Source organism: Devosia sp. Z11_6 (assembly GCF_058133665.1).
In genome coordinates, this window is sequence record NZ_JBYUNQ010000001.1 from 583,725 (window position 1) to 603,861 (window position 20,137).

The 20,137-nt window shown below is 63.2% G+C and carries 18 protein-coding genes; 11 read left to right on the top strand and 7 right to left on the bottom strand.

What is annotated here, in order from left to right; all coding sequences use genetic code 11:
- Nucleotides 1-162: 162 nt before the first annotated feature.
- Together AC3YMN_RS02720 and AC3YMN_RS02725 are read left to right on the top strand one after the other, a co-directional pair.
- Nucleotides 163-945, top strand: a complete 783-nt coding sequence (locus AC3YMN_RS02720) for a ThuA domain-containing protein (RefSeq protein ID WP_489888833.1) — start codon at nucleotides 163-165, stop codon at nucleotides 943-945.
- An 87-nt stretch (nucleotides 946-1,032) separates the two neighbouring features.
- Complete coding sequence (locus AC3YMN_RS02725; RefSeq protein ID WP_127753775.1) at nucleotides 1,033-1,284, top strand: GlsB/YeaQ/YmgE family stress response membrane protein; 252 nt, start codon at nucleotides 1,033-1,035, stop codon at nucleotides 1,282-1,284.
- A gap of 61 nt (nucleotides 1,285-1,345) precedes the next feature.
- On the opposite strand, the gene AC3YMN_RS02730 is transcribed toward AC3YMN_RS02725, so the two are convergent.
- Nucleotides 1,346-2,956 carry a bifunctional metallophosphatase/5'-nucleotidase gene (locus AC3YMN_RS02730; protein ID WP_489888834.1) on the bottom strand — a complete coding sequence of 537 codons (1,611 nt, stop codon included), beginning with the start codon at nucleotides 2,954-2,956 and terminating at the stop codon, nucleotides 1,346-1,348.
- A 364-nt stretch (nucleotides 2,957-3,320) separates the two neighbouring features.
- Here AC3YMN_RS02730 and AC3YMN_RS02735 point away from each other — a divergent pair, with 364 nt between their 5' ends.
- The 4 genes from AC3YMN_RS02735 to AC3YMN_RS02750 all read left to right on the top strand — a co-directional run bounded on the left by AC3YMN_RS02735 (nucleotide 3,321) and on the right by AC3YMN_RS02750 (nucleotide 7,510).
- Nucleotides 3,321-3,971 carry a ThuA domain-containing protein gene (locus AC3YMN_RS02735; protein ID WP_172123888.1) on the top strand — a complete coding sequence of 217 codons (651 nt, stop codon included), beginning with the start codon at nucleotides 3,321-3,323 and terminating at the stop codon, nucleotides 3,969-3,971.
- Nucleotides 3,972-4,089: 118 nt separating this feature from the next.
- Entirely contained in the window at nucleotides 4,090-4,908 is an 819-nt protein-coding gene (locus AC3YMN_RS02740; protein ID WP_489889189.1) for a cytochrome b/b6 domain-containing protein, read from the top strand.
- A complete protein-coding gene (locus AC3YMN_RS02745; RefSeq protein WP_489888835.1) occupies nucleotides 4,905-5,696 on the top strand; it encodes a molybdopterin-dependent oxidoreductase in 792 nt (263 codons plus the stop codon). Before AC3YMN_RS02740 ends, AC3YMN_RS02745 begins: the two co-directional genes overlap by 4 nt.
- Nucleotides 5,697-6,019: 323 nt before the next feature.
- A complete protein-coding gene (locus AC3YMN_RS02750; RefSeq protein ID WP_248305105.1) occupies nucleotides 6,020-7,510 on the top strand; it encodes a DEAD/DEAH box helicase in 1,491 nt (496 codons plus the stop codon).
- 63 nt (nucleotides 7,511-7,573) lie between these two features.
- Here the strand turns inward: AC3YMN_RS02750 and AC3YMN_RS02755 are convergent, their stop codons facing one another.
- The 5 genes from AC3YMN_RS02755 to AC3YMN_RS02775 form a co-directional block, all read right to left on the bottom strand.
- The gene (locus AC3YMN_RS02755; protein WP_489888836.1) at nucleotides 7,574-8,980 is read right to left on the bottom strand and encodes an alpha,alpha-trehalose-phosphate synthase (UDP-forming); all 1,407 of its coding nucleotides are present in this window, start codon (nucleotides 8,978-8,980) and stop codon (nucleotides 7,574-7,576) included.
- 28 nt (nucleotides 8,981-9,008) lie between these two features.
- Nucleotides 9,009-9,785 (bottom strand): trehalose-phosphatase, encoded by a 777-nt coding sequence (gene otsB / locus AC3YMN_RS02760; RefSeq protein WP_210258558.1) that lies wholly within the window; start codon nucleotides 9,783-9,785, stop codon nucleotides 9,009-9,011.
- A gap of 185 nt (nucleotides 9,786-9,970) precedes the next feature.
- Nucleotides 9,971-10,489 (bottom strand): hypothetical protein, encoded by a 519-nt coding sequence (locus AC3YMN_RS02765; RefSeq protein WP_489888837.1) that lies wholly within the window; start codon nucleotides 10,487-10,489, stop codon nucleotides 9,971-9,973.
- Nucleotides 10,490-10,567: 78 nt separating this feature from the next.
- On the bottom strand, nucleotides 10,568-11,068 hold the full coding sequence (locus AC3YMN_RS02770) for an ureidoglycolate lyase (RefSeq protein WP_489888838.1): 501 nt from the start codon (nucleotides 11,066-11,068) through the stop codon (nucleotides 10,568-10,570).
- Between the two features lie 4 nt (nucleotides 11,069-11,072).
- Nucleotides 11,073-11,891 carry a bifunctional allantoicase/(S)-ureidoglycine aminohydrolase gene (locus tag AC3YMN_RS02775; protein WP_489888839.1) on the bottom strand — a complete coding sequence of 273 codons (819 nt, stop codon included), beginning with the start codon at nucleotides 11,889-11,891 and terminating at the stop codon, nucleotides 11,073-11,075.
- Nucleotides 11,892-12,340: 449 nt separating this feature from the next.
- On the opposite strand from AC3YMN_RS02775, the gene AC3YMN_RS02780 reads away from it, so the two are divergent.
- Nucleotides 12,341-13,108: an FkbM family methyltransferase gene (locus tag AC3YMN_RS02780; protein WP_489888840.1), complete on the top strand. Its 768-nt coding sequence runs from the start codon at nucleotides 12,341-12,343 to the stop codon at nucleotides 13,106-13,108.
- A 326-nt stretch (nucleotides 13,109-13,434) separates the two neighbouring features.
- Here AC3YMN_RS02780 and puuE read toward each other — a convergent pair whose 3' ends face one another.
- A complete protein-coding gene (gene puuE / locus AC3YMN_RS02785) occupies nucleotides 13,435-14,853 on the bottom strand; it encodes an allantoinase PuuE (RefSeq protein ID WP_489888841.1) in 1,419 nt (472 codons plus the stop codon).
- A gap of 155 nt (nucleotides 14,854-15,008) precedes the next feature.
- Here puuE and uraH point away from each other — a divergent pair, with 155 nt between their 5' ends.
- From uraH to xdhC, 4 genes are all read left to right on the top strand, one after another.
- Nucleotides 15,009-15,365, top strand: coding sequence for a hydroxyisourate hydrolase (gene uraH, locus AC3YMN_RS02790; RefSeq protein ID WP_489888842.1), 357 nt, complete (start codon nucleotides 15,009-15,011; stop codon nucleotides 15,363-15,365).
- Nucleotides 15,365-16,831, top strand: a complete 1,467-nt coding sequence (gene xdhA, locus AC3YMN_RS02795; protein WP_489888843.1) for a xanthine dehydrogenase small subunit — start codon at nucleotides 15,365-15,367, stop codon at nucleotides 16,829-16,831. Before uraH ends, xdhA begins: the two co-directional genes overlap by 1 nt.
- Nucleotides 16,831-19,158, top strand: a complete 2,328-nt coding sequence (gene xdhB, locus AC3YMN_RS02800; protein WP_489888844.1) for a xanthine dehydrogenase molybdopterin binding subunit — start codon at nucleotides 16,831-16,833, stop codon at nucleotides 19,156-19,158. Before xdhA ends, xdhB begins: the two co-directional genes overlap by 1 nt.
- Before the next feature lie 115 nt (nucleotides 19,159-19,273).
- Nucleotides 19,274-20,137, top strand: a complete 864-nt coding sequence (gene xdhC / locus AC3YMN_RS02805; protein ID WP_489888845.1) for a xanthine dehydrogenase accessory protein XdhC — start codon at nucleotides 19,274-19,276, stop codon at nucleotides 20,135-20,137.

Genomic DNA, 20,137 nt, shown 5'->3' on the forward strand with positions numbered 1-20,137 from the left:
AGGGGCCGCAACGCGGCGCTGCCTCCCGGCGTTAGCGTTTTGAGAACACCTCCTGGGTCTGGCGCCTTTCCGCGCGCCTCGGCCGCGGAGCTGCCAAGCGCCTTGGTTCAATGGCCTTGCGGAAGCAATGACCCGCCGGCCGGCAATTTATAGGAGACGACAATGCCGATCCGAACCCTGGTCTGGGGCGAGAATGTCCACGAGCAGAAGAACAAGATCGTGGCGGACAACTACCCCCAGGGCATGCACAACCAGATTGCCAAGCTGCTGAGCAGCGACAGCAATATCTCAACCAAGACCGCGACCCTGCAGGACCCCGAGCATGGGTGCAGCGAAGCGGCTCTGGCCGAGACCGATGTGCTGATCTGGTGGGGACACGCCGCCCATGGGCAGGTCGAGGACGAGGTGGTCGAGCGGATCGCCCAGCGCGTCTGGGAAGGCATGGGGATGATCGTGCTCCATTCCGGACATTTCTCTAAAATCTTCAAGCGGCTGATGGGATCACCCTGCGGCCTTTCCTGGCGCGAAGCGGGCGAGCGCGAGCGGCTGTGGGTTACCAATCCCGGCCACCCTATCGCCAAGGGCCTGCCGCCATATTTCGAGCTCGAGATGGAAGAAATGTATGGCGAACCGTTCTCGGTGCCCGAGCCGCTCGAAACGGTGTTCGTGTCCTGGTTCCAGGGCGGGGAAGTGTTCCGCTCGGGGCTGACCTATCGGCGTGGTGCCGGCAACATTTTCTATTTCCGCCCAGGCCACGAAACCTATCCGACCTATCACGACGATACGGTGGGGCTGGTGCTGCGCAATGCGGTGAACTGGGCCTACAGTGCCAACAGCTACCCGCAGTTGCTCACCGCGCCCAACCGGCCGGTGGATGAAGCGCCCGAACAGATCGAGGAGCGCGGGCCCAAGCTGCATCACGGGCGCGAAGAAGGGTTTCGCTAGGCCCGGCAAGCCCAGCGCAGTGAACATTCCCGATCTTGCAAGTGCGGCTTCCATTGCGCATCTAGTGGCGCGAACAAGGGGACCGAAATGGGCATTATCTGGAGTATTTTCGTTGGGTTCTTTGCGGGGCTGATCGCGCGCTGGATCACGCCGGGCGATCACAAGCCATCCGGCTTTATCCTCACCACGGTGCTGGGCATTGTCGGCTCACTGGTGGCGACATTCCTGGGGCAGCAGATCGGGCTCTACGACGCTAATGATGGGGCGGGGTTTATCGGGGCGGTGGTTGGCGCGGTGATCGTGCTGCTGGTTTGGAGCCAGTTGGCCCGGCGGGCTTAATCCGTTGCAACCAACAAAAAAAGGCGCCCCTCGGGGCGCCTTTCGTGTTTCGGGGCGGCCACTATTTGATGACGGTGATGCGGCCATCGGTATAGGGCGTGTATTCGCCGCCGAGCTTGGCAATGTATTCAGCTACGACCTGCTCGAGCGGGGGACCGAAATCATAGGCGTTGTCGCCGCCGGCAAAGCTGGCAAAGCCGTCGCCGCCGCCGCGCACATAGTTGTTGGTGACGATCTTGTAGGTGGCCTCCTCGTTGATCGCGACCCAGTTCTCGCCATCCTTGACCATGACATCGCTGACCCGGCTGGCCACGGGCTGAGAGATATCGAAGGCGTATTTGAGCCCGGCGACCTGAGCGAAGCGGCCCGCGCCGTTCTCGACGTCACTGACCCCGTTTTCGAGAGCCTCGATCACATCGGCGCCGGTGATGTCGACCGTGGCGAGCGTGTTGGAGAAGGGGAGCACGGTGATCACTTCGCCCATGGTGATTTCGCCGGCGTCGATCGAGGCGCGCACGCCCCCGCCATTTTGGAAGGCGATGGTGGCGCCCTGGTCGGCGACACGGTCGAGAATGGCGTCGGCCAGCAAATTGCCCATCGCGCATTCCATGGCGCGGCACACTTCACGCGAGCCTTCGATTGGCGCGGTGGCGGTGCCGATCACCTCGCCCATGGCTTCCTCGATCGGGCCGGCCAGTGCGGTCAGCTGGGTGGCGAAGTCCTCGTTCCCCTCGACGGAAGCATCGATCAGGAAGGGCTCGCCTTCGGCTGATATCACCTCGCCTTGGTCGTTCCAGGTGACGGCGAGATTGCCGAGATATTTGCCGTATTGATTGGCTTGGACCACCGGCACTTCCACGCCCATGGGGTTGTTGACCAGGGTGGGGTAAGGGCCGGCGGCGCCTTCGGCGGTGTTGGACAGCAGGGTGTGGGAGTGGCCCCCGACAATGACGTCGACGAGGGGCAGGGCGGCGGCAACCTGCTGGTCGAGCGTATAGCCAATATGGCTGAGGAGGATGATCTTGTTTACCCCAGCCGCATCAAGGGCTTCGGAGGCGCCGCGCACATACTGAATCACGTCGGTGAACTCGACATCGGCGCCGGGCGACGCAATCTCGGGGGTGTCTTCGGTGGTGGCGCCAATGATGCCGATGCGCTCGCCGCCAACATCGAGAACGATGGAGCCCTTGATCTTGCCGCGCAGATCTTCGGACCGGGTCACGTCAAAATTGCCGCCGATGATGGGAAATTCGGCGGCGGCGATGAAGGTGGAAAACTCTTCGGGGCCATCGTCGAACTCATGGTTGCCGGTAGCAACCACGTCGAAATTCATCTGATTGAAGAAGTCGGAAACGACCTTAGACTTGTAGGTGGTGTAGTAGACCGAGCCCTGGAAGTTGTCGCCAGCCGAAAGGAGCAGCGAGTTGCCACCGGCCGCGTCAATGTCGGCGCGCGTGGTATCGATGATGGACTTGAGGCGGGCGATACCGCCAAAGCACTCGCCGGCCGCATCGGTTTCGGCGTCGCAGTCGGAGTCCGAACCCGTGATCGGCTCGAAGCGCGAGTGGAAATCGTTGATGTGCAGGATGTTTAGCGTCCAATCGGCGTAGGCTGCGCCAGAAAATGTGGCGCAGAGGGTGAGCGCGCTGGCGCCCAAGAGCAGTTTCTTCATCCCTGTCATCCTTGATGCTTTCGACCGTGCTGTTGCAATGGCGCCTCAAGCGAGGCCGGACCACCTCGGGGAAGTTAATCAGTTCTTTATGACAGGTGGAAGTGGTTCGCTTCACTCTCCCTCATCATCGCCTATATTGCCGTGATTTCTCGCTGTCCGCCGCCAAACTGGGCCGAAACACTGGAACAGCAGGGCAGGTTTTTCGAGGGGTGGCGTTGTGCTTTGCCGGTACGTCTTCAACAGCATAGCTGGTGGTTTCTGAGCGATGGCGAGGCCAAATCGATCATGAAGGGCGTTCGGGCCGGGGTTCCATTCACCGGTTTATACGGTAATCTCCGCCCCCATTGATTTGCGGGGGAATGCCATGCGAAGCGCATTGATTGTTTATGGCGGTTGGGCTGGGCACGATCCTGAGGAATGTGCTGCCATTTACCGCCGGTGGCTGCACGAAGATGGGTTTTCGGTGCGCATGGCGACCGAGACGAGCGCCTTTGCCGATCCGTCCATCCACGATCTGTCCTTGATCGTGCCGATCTTCACCATGAGCAAGATCGAAAAGGAGGAGGTGGAGAACCTCACCAAGGCCGTTCAAGGTGGGGTGGGCCTGGCGGGCCATCACGGGGGCATGAGCGATGCCTTTCGGGAGGCGGTGGAGTACCAATTCATGGTGGGCGGGCAGTGGGTCGCCCATCCCGGGAACATCATCGACTATACGGTTGACGTGACCAAGCCCGATGACCCGGTGATGGCCGGGATCAAGTCGTTCCCCTATACGTCCGAGCAGTATTACATGCATGTGGACCCCTCCAACGAGGTGCTCGCGACCACAACGTTCAGCGGCGAACACGCGCCCTGGATCGAAGGCGTCACCATGCCGGTGGTGTGGAAGCGGCACCATGGGCAGGGCCGGGTGTTCCACATGACGCTGGGGCATCGGGCCAAGGAATTCGAGAACAGCGACATGGCGACAATCATGCGCCGGGGCCTCAACTGGGCGGCTCGCGACGAAGAATAGCTGGGCCTCATCGCCGTGAGTTGACTTGAAACTGCGGTGCCGTTCGCTTCGTATCTTGATGGGGTCACAAGTGGAGCGGCAAGTGAGTGAGGCAGACACAGGACGCCGCAGGAAGGCCGTGGGGCCGCTGGTTTACCGGCAGTCGCTGGCCACCCGCGTCACCCATTGGGTATGGGCAGTGTGCCTGTTCTTCCTGCTGCTGAGTGGGCTGCAGATCTTCAACGCGCATCCCACGCTTTATATCGGCGAGCAGTCGGGCTTTGAATTCGACAATTCGGTGCTGGCGATCGGGGCGGTGAACAGCCCTGAGGGGCCGCGCGGGCAAACGCGGATTTTTGGCCAGACCTTTGATACGACGGGCGTGTTGGGCGCGTCGGGTTCGGCGGAAAGCCCGGTGTTCACCGCCTTCCCGGGGGCGGTGACCATTCCCAGCTATCGGGATTTGGGGACCGGCCGGGTGGTGCATTTCTTTTTCGGCTGGCTGTTTTTGGGCACGATGCTGGTCTGGTTCGTCGCCAGCCTCGTCCAGGGGCATTTACGCCGCAACATCGTGCCCGGGATTGCCGACCTCAAGGCGGCGCCGGGCGATCTCGTCGATCATGCCCGCTTTCGCCTCCACCACAATCGCAGTTATGGGCCGGTGCAAAAGATCACCTATTTTGTCGTGCTGTTCGTGCTGTTTCCCCTGATCGTGCTGACCGGGCTGACCATGAGCCCCGGACTCAACGCTGCCTGGCCCTGGATGCTCGATCTGTTTGGCGGGAGGCAAACGGCGCGCACGATCCATTTTGGCGCCATGGTGCTGCTGGTGCTGTTCTTTGTGGTTCACCTCGTGATGGTGATTGCGGCGGGGCCGTTCAACGAACTGCGCTCCATGGTTACCGGCTGGTACCGGATCAGCGCGGGTAATCCAAAGCTCAAAGGAGATCGACCGTGAGCCGCCTGCTGCTTTCCCGCCGCCGGTTCCTGCAGGGTTCGGCGGGTGCTGCCTCAGGGTTGATCCTAGCGGGGTGCGACCAGTTCGATTTCCTCGGGCAGCAAAACCATCCGGCCCGCAACTTCGTCGAACAAGCCAATGTGCTGACCTATCGGGCGCAGCGCCGCCTTGTTGGCGAGCAGACGCTAGCGCGCGAATATGCTGCCAGCGAAATCCGGCAGGGGCAGAAGCCCAATGGATCGACCCAGCCGACGACGCCCGAATACAAAGCGTTGCAGGAGGGTAAATTCGCCGATTACCGGCTGCAGGTCACCGGGATGGTCGAGCAGCCCTTGAGCTTCTCGCTCAACGAGCTGCGCAATATGCCAGCCCGGTCGCAGATTACCCGGCATGATTGCGTCGAGGGCTGGAGCTGCATCGCCAAATGGACCGGTACGCCGCTGGGGCCGATCCTTGACGCCGCGCGCGTCCATCCTGACGCGCGGTTCTGCGTTTATCACTGCTTTGATAATATCGAGCGGGGCCTTTCGGGCGATGTCTTTTATTACGAGAGTTCGGACCTGGTGGACGCCCATCATCCGCAATCGATCCTGGCTTACGGCCTCAATGACCAGGTGCTGCCGGTAGCAAACGGCGCCCCGGTGCGGCTGCGGATCGAGCGGGCGCTGGGTTATAAACAGCCCAAATATCTGCACACGATCGAATTGGTGGCGGACCTGCAATCCTTTGGCCGGGGCAATGGTGGGTATTGGGAAGACTATGGCTATGACTGGTATGGCGGCATCTAACCCCGGCGGCGCAGGGCGGCCATGCAGCCGGAGAGACAATCGAAGCTTGCTATTTGCCCCCGGCTCCTCCACATAGGATGCATCGTCACCCGCACGGTCTTGGACCGGGCAGCTATCAGTGGTGACGGACTTCTCTTCTTATCCTTGCGGTGAGCGGCGAAGTCAGCCCGGAAACAGTTTGTCCGGGTTCGAGCCAGCACCCGCGCGATACTTTCCTTTTATCGCCCGATTGCACCTGTTGACGCGCCACCTGCACTTTGCGGCTGGCGACCGGCGCGCTGCATTGTTCTGCGCGCCCGATGCGCTTCATCGGCGCAGAAAGTATGATTGAATTGAACGATTTTATTTCCCTCGGCCTGCCCGCAGTCCTGACTGACAGTCTGACCGCCGGCGGCTTCACCGAGCCCACCAAGATTCAACTCCAGGCCATTCCCAAGCTGCTGGCTGGCCGGGACATGGTCGGCATTGCCCAGACCGGTTCGGGCAAGACCGCAGCCTTTGGCCTGCCGATCCTGGCGGGGCTGCTGACGCTGACCGGCAAGGCACGGCCGTTGACCGCCCGCGCGCTGATCCTGGCGCCGACCCGCGAATTGGCGGTGCAGATCGAAGAAAACATCCGCAAGTTTGCGGGCTCCAAGATGCAGCTCTCCACCGTTCTGGTGCTGGGCGGGGTGTCGCGTTACCACCAGGTCCAGAAGCTCGCCAAGGGCGTGGACGTGGTTGTCGCCACTCCCGGTCGCCTCAAGGACCTGATGGACGACGGCAAGATCAAGCTGAACGAAACGCGTTGGCTGGTGCTCGACGAGGCCGACCGGATGCTCGACATGGGCTTTATCGCCCCGGTCAAGCACATCGCCAAGGCCATCGGCACGCGCCGCCAGACCATGCTGTTTTCGGCGACCATGGCGCCCGAAGTTGCAGAGCTGGCCAAGGGCCTGCTGAACGATCCGGTGCGGGTTGATGCGCAGGTCGCCGGCTCGACCGTGGTCAAGATTGACCAGCGCGTGATCATGTCGGGCTCCAAGGCCAAGCGTGGCGTGCTCAACGAGCTGCTGGCCAGCGAAACCGAAAATATGGAGCGCGTCATCATCTTCTCGCGCACCAAGCATGGTGCCGATCGGGTGGCAAAGAGCCTCGAGATCGACGGCCACAAGGCCGCGGCGATCCACGGCAACAAGTCGCAGAATGCGCGTCAGGCAGCCCTCAAGGGTTTTGCCACCGGCGAAGTGCGTATCCTGGTCGCAACCGACATCGCGGCCCGCGGCATCGACGTGCCCGGCATCACCCATGTGGTCAATTACGAACTGCCAGACGATCCGGAGAACTATGTTCACCGCATCGGCCGGACGGGCCGGAATGGCGCTTCAGGCATTGCCATTACCCTGTGTGACGGCACCGAGCGCGGCAAGCTGCGCGACGTTGAACGGCTGATCCGGCGCACGCTGCCGGTTTCGGGCGACCTGCACTTGGCCAATGACACCGGCGTCGTGGAAGCACCGCGCTCGGCTTATAAGCCAGCCGGTAATCGCCCCGGACCGCGCACGGCGCGCAACCCCAAGCCGGCGCAGCAGGATCGTCGCTCGCCAGCCGAGCGCCGGCCATTCGCGGCCTTTGCGGAAGAAGGCAAGCCTGCCGCACGGACCCGGCCGCCTGCTGAAGCTGCACCACGCACCCGCCCGGAAGGGCAGGTCAACCGCGTGCGTCGTGATGGCGATACCGGCAAGCTGATCGGTGCCAAGGTGGATGGCAAGCCCAAGCAGCGCTGGGGCAAGCCCCAGAAGGAAGCCGGGCGGGCGCGTCGCGCCAACGGCTAAACGGAACAGAAAAGGGCGGCTCCTCGGAGCCGCCCTTTTTGTTTACCGGCTCGGTTCGCCACTTCAGGCGAGATAAAGGATGTCGCGCTTGGGCGTGCCCGAGGAAGCTCCCGCGGGGGAAAGGCGCGCGAGGAATGCCTTGGACCAGTCGTCCACATTGTGTTTTTGGGCCGCGGCCATCAAAGAGCGCCAACGGGCCTGACGCTCCTCCAGGGGCATATCCAGGGCGAGGCGCAGCGCTTCGGCCGTTTCATCCGTATCAAAGGGGTTGACGAGGATGGCGTCCTCGAAGATCTCGGCCGCGCCGGCAAAGCGCGACAACACCAGGACGCCGGGATCCGCCGGGTTTTGCGAGCCGATGAATTCGTGGGCAACAAGGTTCATGCCGTCCCGCAGGGGGGTGACCAGACCCACCCGCGCCAAGCGGTAGAAGCCGGCAAGGCTGGCTTGGCCATAGGCGCGTTTGACATAGGTCAGCGGCGCCCAGTCGGGTTCGGCAAAGCGGCCCATGACGCGGCCGCAGATGGCGTCGAGCGTGTCGCTGGTTTCCTGGTATTCCTTGATGGAGTCCCGGGAAGGGGGCGCGATTTGGAGCATATGCACGCGCCGGCGGAAGCGATTATTGTTCTCGAGCAGCTTTTCATAGGCCTCGACCCGCTGCGGCAAGCCCTTGGAATAATCAAGCCGATCGACGCCCAGGATCAATTGCTGTCCGACAAGGACGCGGTCCATGCGCTTGACCATCTTGTTGGCGGCGGGGCTTACCGCCATGCGCGAAAAAGCGGCGGGATCGGAGCCGATAGGGAAGGCGGCAACCTCGGTGCGGGCGAAATCAAACAGCTGCAGCGGGTCGCCCGAAAGATTGGTGTGGGTCATGTTCTCCACCGCCTCGGTGAAGGCGGCGACGTCGCGATTGGCCTGCATGCCCACAAGGTCATAGCGAGAGACGTCCCGCATCAAATCGAGATGATGGGGAATGGCATAAAGCGCGTCGGCAGTGGGGAAGGGGATGTGCAGATAAAAGCCCATGCGGTTGGTGGCGCCAAGGCTACGCAACTCGCTGGCGAGCGGGATCAGGTGGTAGTCGTGCACCCAAATCACGTCGTCTGGCTGCAGCAAGGGCAGCAGCGCCCGGGCGAATTGCTGGTTTACCCGGCGATAGCCCTCGTACCAGGTGGAATCGATATGCGCCAAGTCGAGGCGCAGATGGAAGCTGGGCCACAGGATGGAGTTGGAGAACCCGGCATAATAGGCCTGATGGTCGTCCCGGGTCAGATCGATAGTCGCAACCGAGAGCCCTTCAACATCCTCGAAGCGCGCTTCAACCGAGGGGGCGTCGGTCAATTTGCCAGACCAGCCGAACCAAAAGCCTTCGCGTTCGGACAGGGTTTTGCGCAAGGCGACAGCAAGTCCGCCCGCGGCGGCTGATTTGCCCGGGGTCCGGTTGGAAACTACAATCAAGCGGCTCATTGCGACGGGTGCCCCCCTTCGTCTGGTCTCAGTGTGGGGGCAGGGCGTCACGCTCGCGCGCGACGATGTCTCCCAGCCCACGGATCAATGCATGCACCGATGCAACATTGGAAATGCGCATCCGCGCATGGGTGTCGCCTTCGCCCAACTTGATGCCGACGCCGCCCAGTTCCTGGGCCGCGATGAAGCCGTCCTCGTCGGTGACGTCATCGCCGATAAAGATCGGGGTGCGGCCGACAAAGGGCTCTTCCTGCATGAAGGCGCGTAAGGCGGTACCCTTGCTGATGCCCTTGGGGCGGGCTTCAAAGACCATTTTGCCGGCGATCAGCGCGAAATCGGTATAGCTGTTGACCGCTTCTTGCATGGCCTGGCGGCAGAGTTCTTCGAGCTCCGGCGCCTGGCGGAAGTGGAGGGCGACGGCGCCATCCTTGGCTTCGATCAGCAGTTCAGGGTGCGCCATAACGAGCGGCGTGACGGCTTGCGCGATGTGTTCGGCGCCCGAAAGGAGTTCTGAATCAATCTCTTCCATCGTGCCATCGGCGCGGCGGCGCTGGGTGCCATGAGCGCCGGCAACCGGGAGTTGCAGGGGAGAGAGGAACTTGTCGATGTCCTCGATCTCCCGACCGGTGATCACGGCAAAGGCGCTGTCGAGTTCGCGTGCGGCGCGCTGAAGTTGATCGGGTAGAGACGCTGGAACATCAATGGAATCAGGGGTCGGCGCAATCTCAACCAGAGTGCCGTCGAAATCGGTGAAGATGGCGAGGCGCTGCGTCGTATGGGGCGCTGAATGATCGATCATGGACATGCCAGAAGCCTTCCGAGCTGTGGATGCAAGGCCAACGCGGTGGCAGGGGATTGGTTCGCTCGGGCAAGGCCGCCATGCGAAAACCACGAAGATGAACGCAGTCTTAACGGATCGTGAACGTGTTCATCAACCCTGCGATCAATTTCTTCGGGTGCGCGGGGGCAAGGTGCGCCTGCCGCGCCAGCTCAAACCGGGGCTGGCGCGCGCAGGCTCTTTTCGATCCGGGTGACAATGGGGTTGTAGCGGCTGCGCTCGTCTTCGGGGTAGCTGATCTCGAAGGCTGCGAAGGCGGAGCGGTCGCGGTTGAACAGGAACTTGGTATAGACCACGAGTTCCCGGCCGTTCTCGTCGGTGTCGTAGCCGGAAAGGACAAACCAGCTATTACCGCTGGCCCGGTAGGTGACATTGTCGATCTGCCCGCTCGAGGCGACGGCTTCCTGCAACTGAGCGATGCTAAGGCCGTCAGTGTTGGGGGCGCCGAAAATGCTGAGCTGGCCCGAGCCATCGAGCGCATCAAATGTGCGGATGCCCGAAGCATCGGCCGCACCGTCCTGACCATAGTGATCGAGCGGGACCTCGATGCGGTAGCCGAGAGCGGGATCCTCAAAGCGCGTCCAGCCGAGACCCGACTGGGCGGCGACGGGGCCGGCAAGAGCCAGGAAGGTGGCGGTGAGTAGCGCGGCGGGGAGGGAGGTCTTGTGCATTGCGGGATCCTCTTAACCAAGCATTCACCAACGCGGTGACCGCCCGGCCTGTTCCCGCCTAGCCAAGATCAGTGCCGTTCAGCTCGCCGCCACAACCTGCCAGGGGGTGGGGTAGAAATATTCCTCGAGATTGGGTCCGTCGCCGGCGCGATCGACCAGGAGGAAATCGGCGGGCTCGTTCAGCGGGGTCAGCACGCCATGCCAGGTGTTAATGGCGTAGTTGATGCCTTGACCGGGCGCGGTGAGGAAGGCCCGGGGGCGGCCGGGGGTGCCGTTTTCGTCGGGCGCGACGATCACAAGGAAGGGGCGGTTCGACAGCGGATGAAAGGCCTGGCTGCCAAAGGGATGGCGCTCGACCATGGCCAGGGTCAGGGGCAGGCTATAGGGCTGGCCGCGGGCGATGGAGATGATGGGGCGCGAATTGGGGCCGGCCAATTGCACCTGCGCCAGATCATGAAAGCGCTCGGTCTTGCCGTTGTTGATGGGAAAGTGCTGGGCGCCCTCGGTCTGGATCACCTGACCAAAGGGCGCGAAGGCCTCCCCCGTCAGCGGTTCAATGAAGATGGTGGTGTCGCTCATGGGCTTAAAAGCTCAGCTTGGCGTGGCGGTTGACGTCTTTGTAGAGGAGATAACGGAAGCGCTCGGGGCCGGCGTAACAGGCCTGGGGGCAAAAGGCGCGCAGCCACATGAAGTCGCCTGCTTCCACCTCAACCCAATCGCGGTTGAGCCGATACACGGCCTTGCCTTCGAGCACATAGAGGCCGTGCTCCATCACATGGGTTTCCTCGAAGGGAATAACGGCGCCGGGTTCGAGGGTGACGATGTTGACATGCATGTCGTGCCGAAGATCGGTGGGCTCGACAAAGCGGGTGGTGCCCCAGCGATCCGAAGTTCCGGGCATCCAGTGGATGGGCTGCTCGGTTTCGTTGGTGACAAAGGCGGTGGGCGCTTCGATGCCAGCGGCGGCCTCGTAGCGCTTGCGCACCCAGTGAAAGCGCAGCGGGGCCGAACCCGAATTGCCGAGGGTCCAGCGGCAGCCCGGGGGCAGGAAGGCGTAGCCGCCGGCGAGGAGGGTGTGGGCCTGGCCTTCGATGGCGAGGCTCGCCTGGCCGGCAACCACGAACAGCACGCCTTCGGCTTCGGGATTGGGCTCGGGTTGCTCACTGCCGCCGCCGGGCGCCACTTCAACAATGTATTGCGAGAAGGTTTCGGCAAAGCCCGAGAGGGGCCGAGCGATGATCCAGCAGCGGGTATTGTGCCAATGAGGCAGGAAGCTGGTGACGATGTCGCGCATCACGCCTTGCGGGATCAGCGCATAGGCCTCGGTGAAGACGGCGCGGCCGGTGTGAAGGGCAGTCTGGGGCGGAAGGCCCGCAGCGGGGCTGGCATAGGATGGGGGCATGGACTCGGGTGCCGATGGTGAACGCTGGGCAAACACTAGAGCGTGTTTTGCCGCTCGGCCATGGGGAAGCGGCGGTGAGGAGCGGCAATTGTCACGCTCGCTTTGCCGTGGTTGGCGCTTGGCGGTTTGTGCGGGCAGAGGCCCGCGTAAGACGTGCGGCTTACGCAGTTCTCGCGGTGGCCTTTCCCGGATGGGCTTGTTCCTAGCGCTGCAGAGGCCCGTGGCGCGCTGAGTTGAACCCCGACCAAGAGCTAAGCTTCCGATTTCGCTACGCTTTTTCGTTCTGGACCCTCAGCCGATCCATTGTCACGATCTAGATCAAAGGCGGTATTCCAGTAGGCTCATCTGGCTGGTTTGCCGGGATGGATTGGGCAAGTCACCTTCCTTGCGTATGCATTTTCCACGTTGGGCGGGGGCCGGGCAGTGGAACACACCTGCGGGGGGTAGCCATGAAACTGGCTCAGACGGTGGTCTATGGTTTGAAGGGGGCGACACGATCGGGGATCGGCTATCGCCTCAACCGGACGGCGAAATATGCGGCCGGATTATACTTCGATCTGTTTGTGCGCACCTATCGCAGCGAAGGCATGGTGTTCACCATTCCCGCTGCCTACACATCGCGCGAAATGCGCGGGAAATTCACTGTCGATACCTATGAGTATCCCGAGAGGACGCTGATCAAGCGCTATCTGCCGCACAATGCCTGCGTGCTGGAGCTGGGGGCCTGTATCGGGGTGGTGTCCTGCGTCATCAACAGCCTGCTGGACAATCGGGACCTGCATGTCGCGGTGGAAGCCAATCCGCTGCTGATGCCGACGCTCGAAGCCAACAGGATGGCCAATGGCGCCCGATTCCACGCGGTCAATGCCGTAGTGACGCGGCAGCCCAGCGCCATGATCAGCACCGATGCCGATATGGACAGCAACCAGGTGGTGGCGAGCGGCACGCCCGTGCCCACCACGACGGTGGAAGCGCTGGAAGCTGTAGCGGGAGAGGCGTTCAGCGCCCTCATCATGGACATTGAGGGGGGCGAATACGAGTTCTGCCGCGAAAATCCGATGCTGCTGCGCCAGATCGACGTGGCGATCATCGAGTTCCATCCGCTGGCGTTCGGGGAAGCGCGGCTGGGGGAATTGTATCTGATGCTGGCTTCGGCGGGACTGGAGCGGCGCGAGATGATTTTGACGGTGGAGTGCTGGTTGCGGGTGGAGGATTGAGGCTTTTGGTCCGCGCTGAGCGGCGGGGTTTGCGTCGCGTATCTGCGGTGGGTCCTAAATCAGCCCGGGTGCCGGAACCCCCACCCTCGATCCCTCCCCTCAAGGCGGAGGGAGGCGATGGCTGTGCGGGCAGGGCCCGGCCGTGAAGGGTTGGTGCAGGATGGAGTGACGTGGCCGTTTCCTCGACCCCCACCCCGGCCCTCCCCTCAAGGAGGAGGGAGGGCAGGAGCTGAGGGTTTGGGAGTGGCTTGGATAAGCTAAGAGCTTTGGGGCTTTCGCACCCCCACCCGGCCTCTCCCGTCGAGGGGGAGGTGAAGAAAGAGTGGCTAGGGCAGGATGGCCTGGAGGCGGAGTTGGGCGATGCGTTCGACCTGGCGGCAGGCGGTGGTGAATTCGGCCTGGGCGCTGTTGTCGAGGCGATGGCGGAAGGCGGCGAGGATGGTGGCCTTGGTGTTGTCGCGCACGGCGATGATGAAGGGGAAGCCGAATTTTTCCACATAGGCGGTGTTGAGGCGGGTGAACTCGGCACGCTCCTCGTCGGTGAGGGCATCAAGGCCGGCGGAGGCCTGTTCGGCCGTGGAGGCCTCGGTGAGGCGTCTGGCGGCGGCGAGCTTGCCGGCCAGATCGGGGTGGGCGCGCAGCACGGCGAGGCGTTCTTCATCGCTGGCGAGGCGGAACTGGGTGCGCAAGGCGAAATGCAGGCCCAGCGCGGTGTTGTTGGCAGGGGCGAGTTCGCCTTCCCAGGCGCGCTCGGCGATCCAGGGGGAGTGCTCGAAGATGGAGCCGAAACGCTCGACGAATTCGGGTTTGGGCAGCTGGCTCGGAGCCAGGGCAGGCGCCTGGTAGGGGTGCTCGCGCGCCCAGTGCTCGGCAATCTGGAGGCGAGTCGGGACCCAGACTTGGGGGAAGCTCTTGATGTAGTCGCTGAACTTCTTGAGGCCCTGGAAACGACCGGGCTGGCCGACGAGGCGGCAATGCAGGCCAATCGACATCATCTTGGGTGAGCCGGCCTGGCCTTCGGCGTAAAGGCAATCAAAGCTGTCCTTGAGGAACTGGAAATATTCCTCGCCATTGTCAAAGCCCGAAGCGGTGACAAAGCGCATGTCATTGGCCGAGAGCGTATAGGGGATGATGAGCTGCGGGCGGTTCTGGTGGACGCGCCAATAGGGCAGGTCGTCATCATAGGTGTCCGAGACATAGGCAAAGCCGCCTTCTTCGGACACGAGATCGACGGTGTTGAGCGAGCAGCGGCCGGTATACCAGCCCAAGGGGCGGCTGCCGGTGGCGATGGTGTGCAGGCGAATGGCCTCGCGGATCTGCTCGCGCTCGAGTTCGGCGGGCATGTCCTTGTGCTCGACCCATTTGAGGCCGTGGCTGGCGATTTCCCACCCCGCATCCTGCATGGCGGCAAGCTGAGCGGGGGCGCGCATGAGGGCGGTGGCGACGCCATAGATGGTGACGGGCAGCCGGGCTTCGGTGAACAGGCGATGGAGCCGCCAGAAGCCGGCGCGAGCACCATATTCATACATGGACTCGATGTTCCAGTGGCGAAGGCCGGGCCAGGGAGCGGCGCCCACCACATCGGCGAGAAAGGCTTCCGAGCCCGCGTCACCATGCAGGATGTTGTTTTCGCCCCCTTCCTCGTAGTTCAGCACGAACTGCACTGCGATATGGGCGCCGCCGGGCCAGTTGGCGTGGGGCGGGGTGGGGCCATAACCATGCATGTCGCGGGGGTAACGATTCATGAGAGAAGTTCCGGGCAAGTGTCTGATCGAGCCTAGCGAGTCGCGGGCGTCGCACCAAGATGCACAAATTTGGACCAGCTGGTAAAAATTAGGCGTTGCCCGCTGGCGCTATTGGTTTAATCTCGCGGGGCGGGGACCAGGGAAGTAGAAGAATAATGGCGGGTTCAGGACGCCTGACGACGCATGTACTGGATACCATGAACGGCACGCCGGCGCGGGGCATGCGCCTCGACCTGTTGTTTGTGCATGGCGATCATAATCACCATATTGCCGAGAGCTACACCAATGCCGACGGCCGGGTCGACCAGCCGCTGCTGGAGGGTCAACAGTTCCAGCAGGGCGAGTTCGAGATCCACTTCCATGTGGGGCAGTATTTCGCCCGACTGGGGATGGAGCCGGAAGCGGCATTTCTGGACGTGGTGCCGGTGCGGTTCACGATCAGCGAAGACAAGCATTATCATGTGCCGCTGCTGGTGAGCCCCTTTGCCTATTCCACTTATCGAGGCAGCTGATGGCTGAGACTGCAAATGCGATCCGCTTTATCCTCAACGACCAGGAAGTGGTGCTGACCCAGGTTCGGCCCGAGCAGACGCTGCTCGATTTCCTGCGGCTCGAACGCGGCTTGCGCGGCTCCAAGGAAGGGTGCGCGGAGGGCGATTGCGGGGCCTGCACCGTGCTGGTGGGGCGGGTGATCGGCGACGAGATCATCTATGACAGCGTCACGGCCTGTATCCGGTTCGTCGCGAGCCTGCATGGCACGCATGTGGTGACGATCGAGCATCTGGCGGCCAAGGATGGCACGCTCCATCCGGTGCAGCAGGCGATGGTGGATCACCATGGCTCGCAATGCGGTTTCTGCACGCCCGGGTTCGTGATGTCGCTCTATGGTCTGTGGATGCGCGACCCGCAGCCGAGCCAGCGCGCGGTGGAAAAGGCGCTGCAGGGCAATCTCTGTCGCTGCACCGGTTATGCGCCGATCATCCGGGCGGCGCAGGCGATTTCGAGCTATGGCGCGCCTGAGGCCGATCCGCTGCGGGCGGAGCGGATTGCGCTCAAGGGGCGGATCCTGGCGCTCAACGACGGCAGGCGGGTGGAGATCGGGGAAGGGGCGGAGCGGATCATCGTGCCGGCCAGCCTGGATGATTTCGCCGCGGTTTATGAGCAGAACCCGGAGGCGACGATTGTCGCTGGGTCCACCGATGTGGGGCTTTGGGTCACCAAGTTCCTGCGCCCGATCGGGCCGGCCATTTTCATCAACCACCTGCCTGAGCTCAAGCGCATCGCCGAGAACGACAGCGAAGTGCGCTTTTATGCCGGGGTGAGCTATTCCGAGGCGCTGCCGATCCTGCAGAGCTATTTCCCCGCAATGGAAGAGCTGTGGAGCCGGCTGGCGGGCGAGCAGGTGCGCAATATGGGCACGATCGGGGGCAATATCGCCAATGGCTCGCCGATTGGCGATACGCCGCCGGCGCTGATTGCGCTCGGGGCCAAGCTGACGCTGCGGCGCGGCGAGCACCGGCGCGAGATCAAGCTCGAGAACTATTTCCTTGCCTATGGCAAGCAGGATCGCGCGCCCGGCGAGTTCGTGGAAAGCGTGACCGTGCCGCATCTGCCGGCGGGCGAACGGTTCGCGGTTTATAAGGTCTCCAAGCGCCGGGAGGAGGATATTTCCTCGGTTTGCGGGGCGTTCCGGGTGTTCGTCAACGATGCCGGGAGCGTGGGGATGGCGCGGATCGCCTTTGGCGGCATGGCGGCGACGCCAAAGCGGGCTCGGGCGGTGGAAGCGGCGCTGGTCGGCAAGCCCTGGAGCCTCGAGACGATCGAGGGGGCCGTGGAAGCTTTCGCGCAGGATTATCAGCCGATCAGCGATATGCGCGCTTCGGCCGAATACCGGCTGCTGGTGGCGCAAAACCTGCTGCGCCGGCTCTTTCATGAAAGCACGAGCGGGCAGGTGCGGCTGAAGCGGGAGGTGGCGTGATGAACAAGCATCCGACCCTGTTGCGTTCCACCCTGCATCAACCCACGCGGCACGATAGCGGCCCCAAGCATGTGGCGGGCACGGCCGAATATATCGACGATATGATCGAGCCGCGGGGCACGATGCATGCCTATCTGGCGCTCTCGACGCGGGCGCATGCAGAAATCCTGGGCATTGATTTTGCCCCGGTGCTGGCCGCGCCGGGGGTAATCGGGGTGCTGACAGCGGCCGATATTCCGGGCGAGAACGACATCAGCCCGAGCCACCGGCACGACGAGCCGATCTTTGCGGAAGGCAAGGTGCAGTTCTGGGGGCAGCCGCTGTTTGCCGTTTTGGCCGAAACGCGCGACCAGGCGCGACGGGCGGCGCATCTCGCTGTGGTCGATTACAAAGAACTGCCCTTTATCGGCGATGTGCGCGCGGCGCAGGCGGCCGGCCGCAAGCTCGTGGTCGATCCGCTGACCTTGCAGCGCGGCGATGTGGAGGCGGGGCTCAAGGCCGCGCCCAAGCGGGTCAAGGGCAGCGTGGTGATCGGCGGGCAGGATCACTTTTATCTCGAGGGGCAGATCGCCTTTGCCATCCCGGGCGAAGACGAGGATGTGACGATCTATGCCTCCACCCAGCACCCCAGCGAAGTGCAGCTGATGGTAGCGCAGGTGCTCGATATCGGGCACCACGCGGTGACGATCAATGTGCGCCGGATGGGCGGCGGCTTTGGCGGCAAGGAAACGCAGGGGAACCTCTTTGCCGTGGTGGCGGCGCTGGCAGCCAAGAAATGGAACCGTGCCTGCAAGATCCGGCCCGACCGCGATGACGACATGACGGCGACCGGCAAGCGGCACGATTTCGTCGTCGATTATGATGTGGGCTACGATGAAGCCGGCCGCATCCAGGCCGTGGATGCCGTGTATGGCGCGCGCGCGGGGTTCTCCTCGGACCTTTCGGGACCGGTGACGGACCGGGCGCTGTTTCACTGCGACAATGCTTATTGGTATCCGGCGGTGCGGGCGCGCTCGGAGCCGCTTTATACCAACACTGTGTCCAACACCGCCTTTCGCGGCTTTGGCGGGCCGCAGGGCATGTTGGCGGCGGAACGCTGGATCGAGGAAATCGCCTACAGCCTCGGCAAGGATCCACTCGAGATCCGCAAGGCCAATTTCTATGGCACCGACAGCAATAATGTGACGCCCTACCACCAGACGATCACCGACAATGTGATCGCGCGGGTGGTGAGCGAGCTGGAAGCCAGCTCGGACTATCAGGCGCGGCGCCGCGCGGTGCTGGCGTTCAATGCCACGAGCCCGGTGCTGAAAAAGGGCATTGCGCTGACGCCGGTCAAGTTCGGCATTTCATTCACCGCGACCTGGTACAACCAGGGCGGGGCGCTGGTGCATGTCTACAAGGACGGCACGATCCAGCTCAATCACGGCGGCACGGAAATGGGGCAGGGGCTCCATACCAAGGTGGCGCAGGTGCTGGCGGAAGCCTTCTGCGTCGGGCTCGACCGCATCAAGATCATGACGACCTCGACCGCCAAAGTGCCCAACACTTCGGCGACGGCGGCCTCGTCGGGTTCGGACCTCAATGGCATGGCCGCCTGGGATGCGGCCCGGCAGATCAAGGAGCGGCTCGCCACCCATGCCGCCAAGCTCTACCAGTGCGACGAGGCCGAGATCGTCTGGGTGCCCGAGGGCATCATGGCGGGCGAAGAGTTCGTCCCATTCACGGAACTGGTGGCCTCGGCTTATCTCAACCGGGTGCAGCTCTGGGCGGCGGGTTTCTACAAGACCCCCAAGATCCATTGGGACCGGGCCACCGGACGCGGGCAGCCGTTCTATTATTATTCCTATGGCGCCTCGGTTTCCGAGGTCACCATCGATACGCTCACCGGCGAATACCAGGTGGACCGGGCCGATATCCTGCATGATGTCGGCAAGTCGCTCAACCCGGCGCTTGACCTCGGGCAGATCGAGGGCGGGTTCATCCAGGGCATGGGGTGGCTAACGAGCGAAGAATTGTGGTGGGATGCCAAGGGGCAGCTGCGCACCAAGGCGCCTTCGACCTACAAGATCCCGCTCGCAAGCGACGTGCCGCCCGTGTTCAATGTGCGGCTGGCGGAATGGTCCGAGAATAGCGAACCGACGATCGGGCGCTCCAAGGCGGTGGGCGAGCCGCCGCTGATGCTGGCGATGAGCGTGGTGGAAGCGCTCTCGATGGCGGTGGCAGCGGTGGCCGACTACAAGCTGCCGCCGCGGCTCGATACGCCGGTGACCCCCGAGCGGGTGCTGCTGGGGTGCGAGCGGTTGAAGCGGGAAGCGCGGGGGTGATGGTTTTGCGCCCGACGGTTGGACCCCCACCCCGGCCCTCCTCTCAAGGAGGAGGGAGGGCACGAGCCCGAAGCTCCGGGATCAGCCCGCGTGCCTGCTTGCGGGGACGGCTGTCATGACTCTGCGCCTGCCACAGCTGCAATCTTTCCTTCGCGCCAACAGCGAGGCGATTGCCTGTGAGCTGACGCGGGTGCGCGGGTCGAGCCCGCGCGAGCAGGGCACGTTCATGCTGGTGGGTGCGCAAGGGATTTTCGGCACGATCGGGGGCGGGGCGCTTGAGCATATGGTGATCGACCATGCGCGGCGGCTGCTGGCCTCGGGGCAGGCGGAGGCGGCCATGGATGTGCCGCTCGGGCCAGAGATCGGGCAATGTTGCGGCGGGCGCGTTGGGGTGCAGTTGCGCTATGCCGATGCCGCGCTGCGCGAAGCCCTGCTCGAGCGGGTGGCGGCGGAAGATCGGGCGCTGCCGCATGTCTTCGTCTTTGGTGCCGGCCATGTGGGGCGGGCATTGGCGCAGGCGCTGGCGCTGTTGCCGGTGCAGGCACATGTGGTGGATACGCGGGCGAGCGAGCTCGTTGGCTTGCCGGCCGGCGTCGAGGCGCGGCTGACGCCGCTGCCGGAAGCAGCGATCCGGTCGGCGCCGCCGGGCAGCAGTTTTGTTGTTCTGACCCATGACCATGCGCTCGATTTCCTTCTCTCCAAGGAAGCGCTGGAGCGGGCGGACAGTCCTTATATCGGCATGGTGGGATCGGCGACCAAGCGCGCCAGGTTCAGCAGCTGGTTTCGCGCCGAAGGAGGAGACCCTGCGGCCCTCCAGCGGCTCGTTTCACCCATTGGCCGCCAAGGGCTTGGGGATAAGCGCCCCGAAGTCATTGCGGCACTAGCGGCAGCAGAAATTATGGTTCAGATTGGTCGGCGGGAAGCTGATATTGGGCATGTACAGGGCACCAGGGAACTGAGGGCCGTGGATGGACGCTAG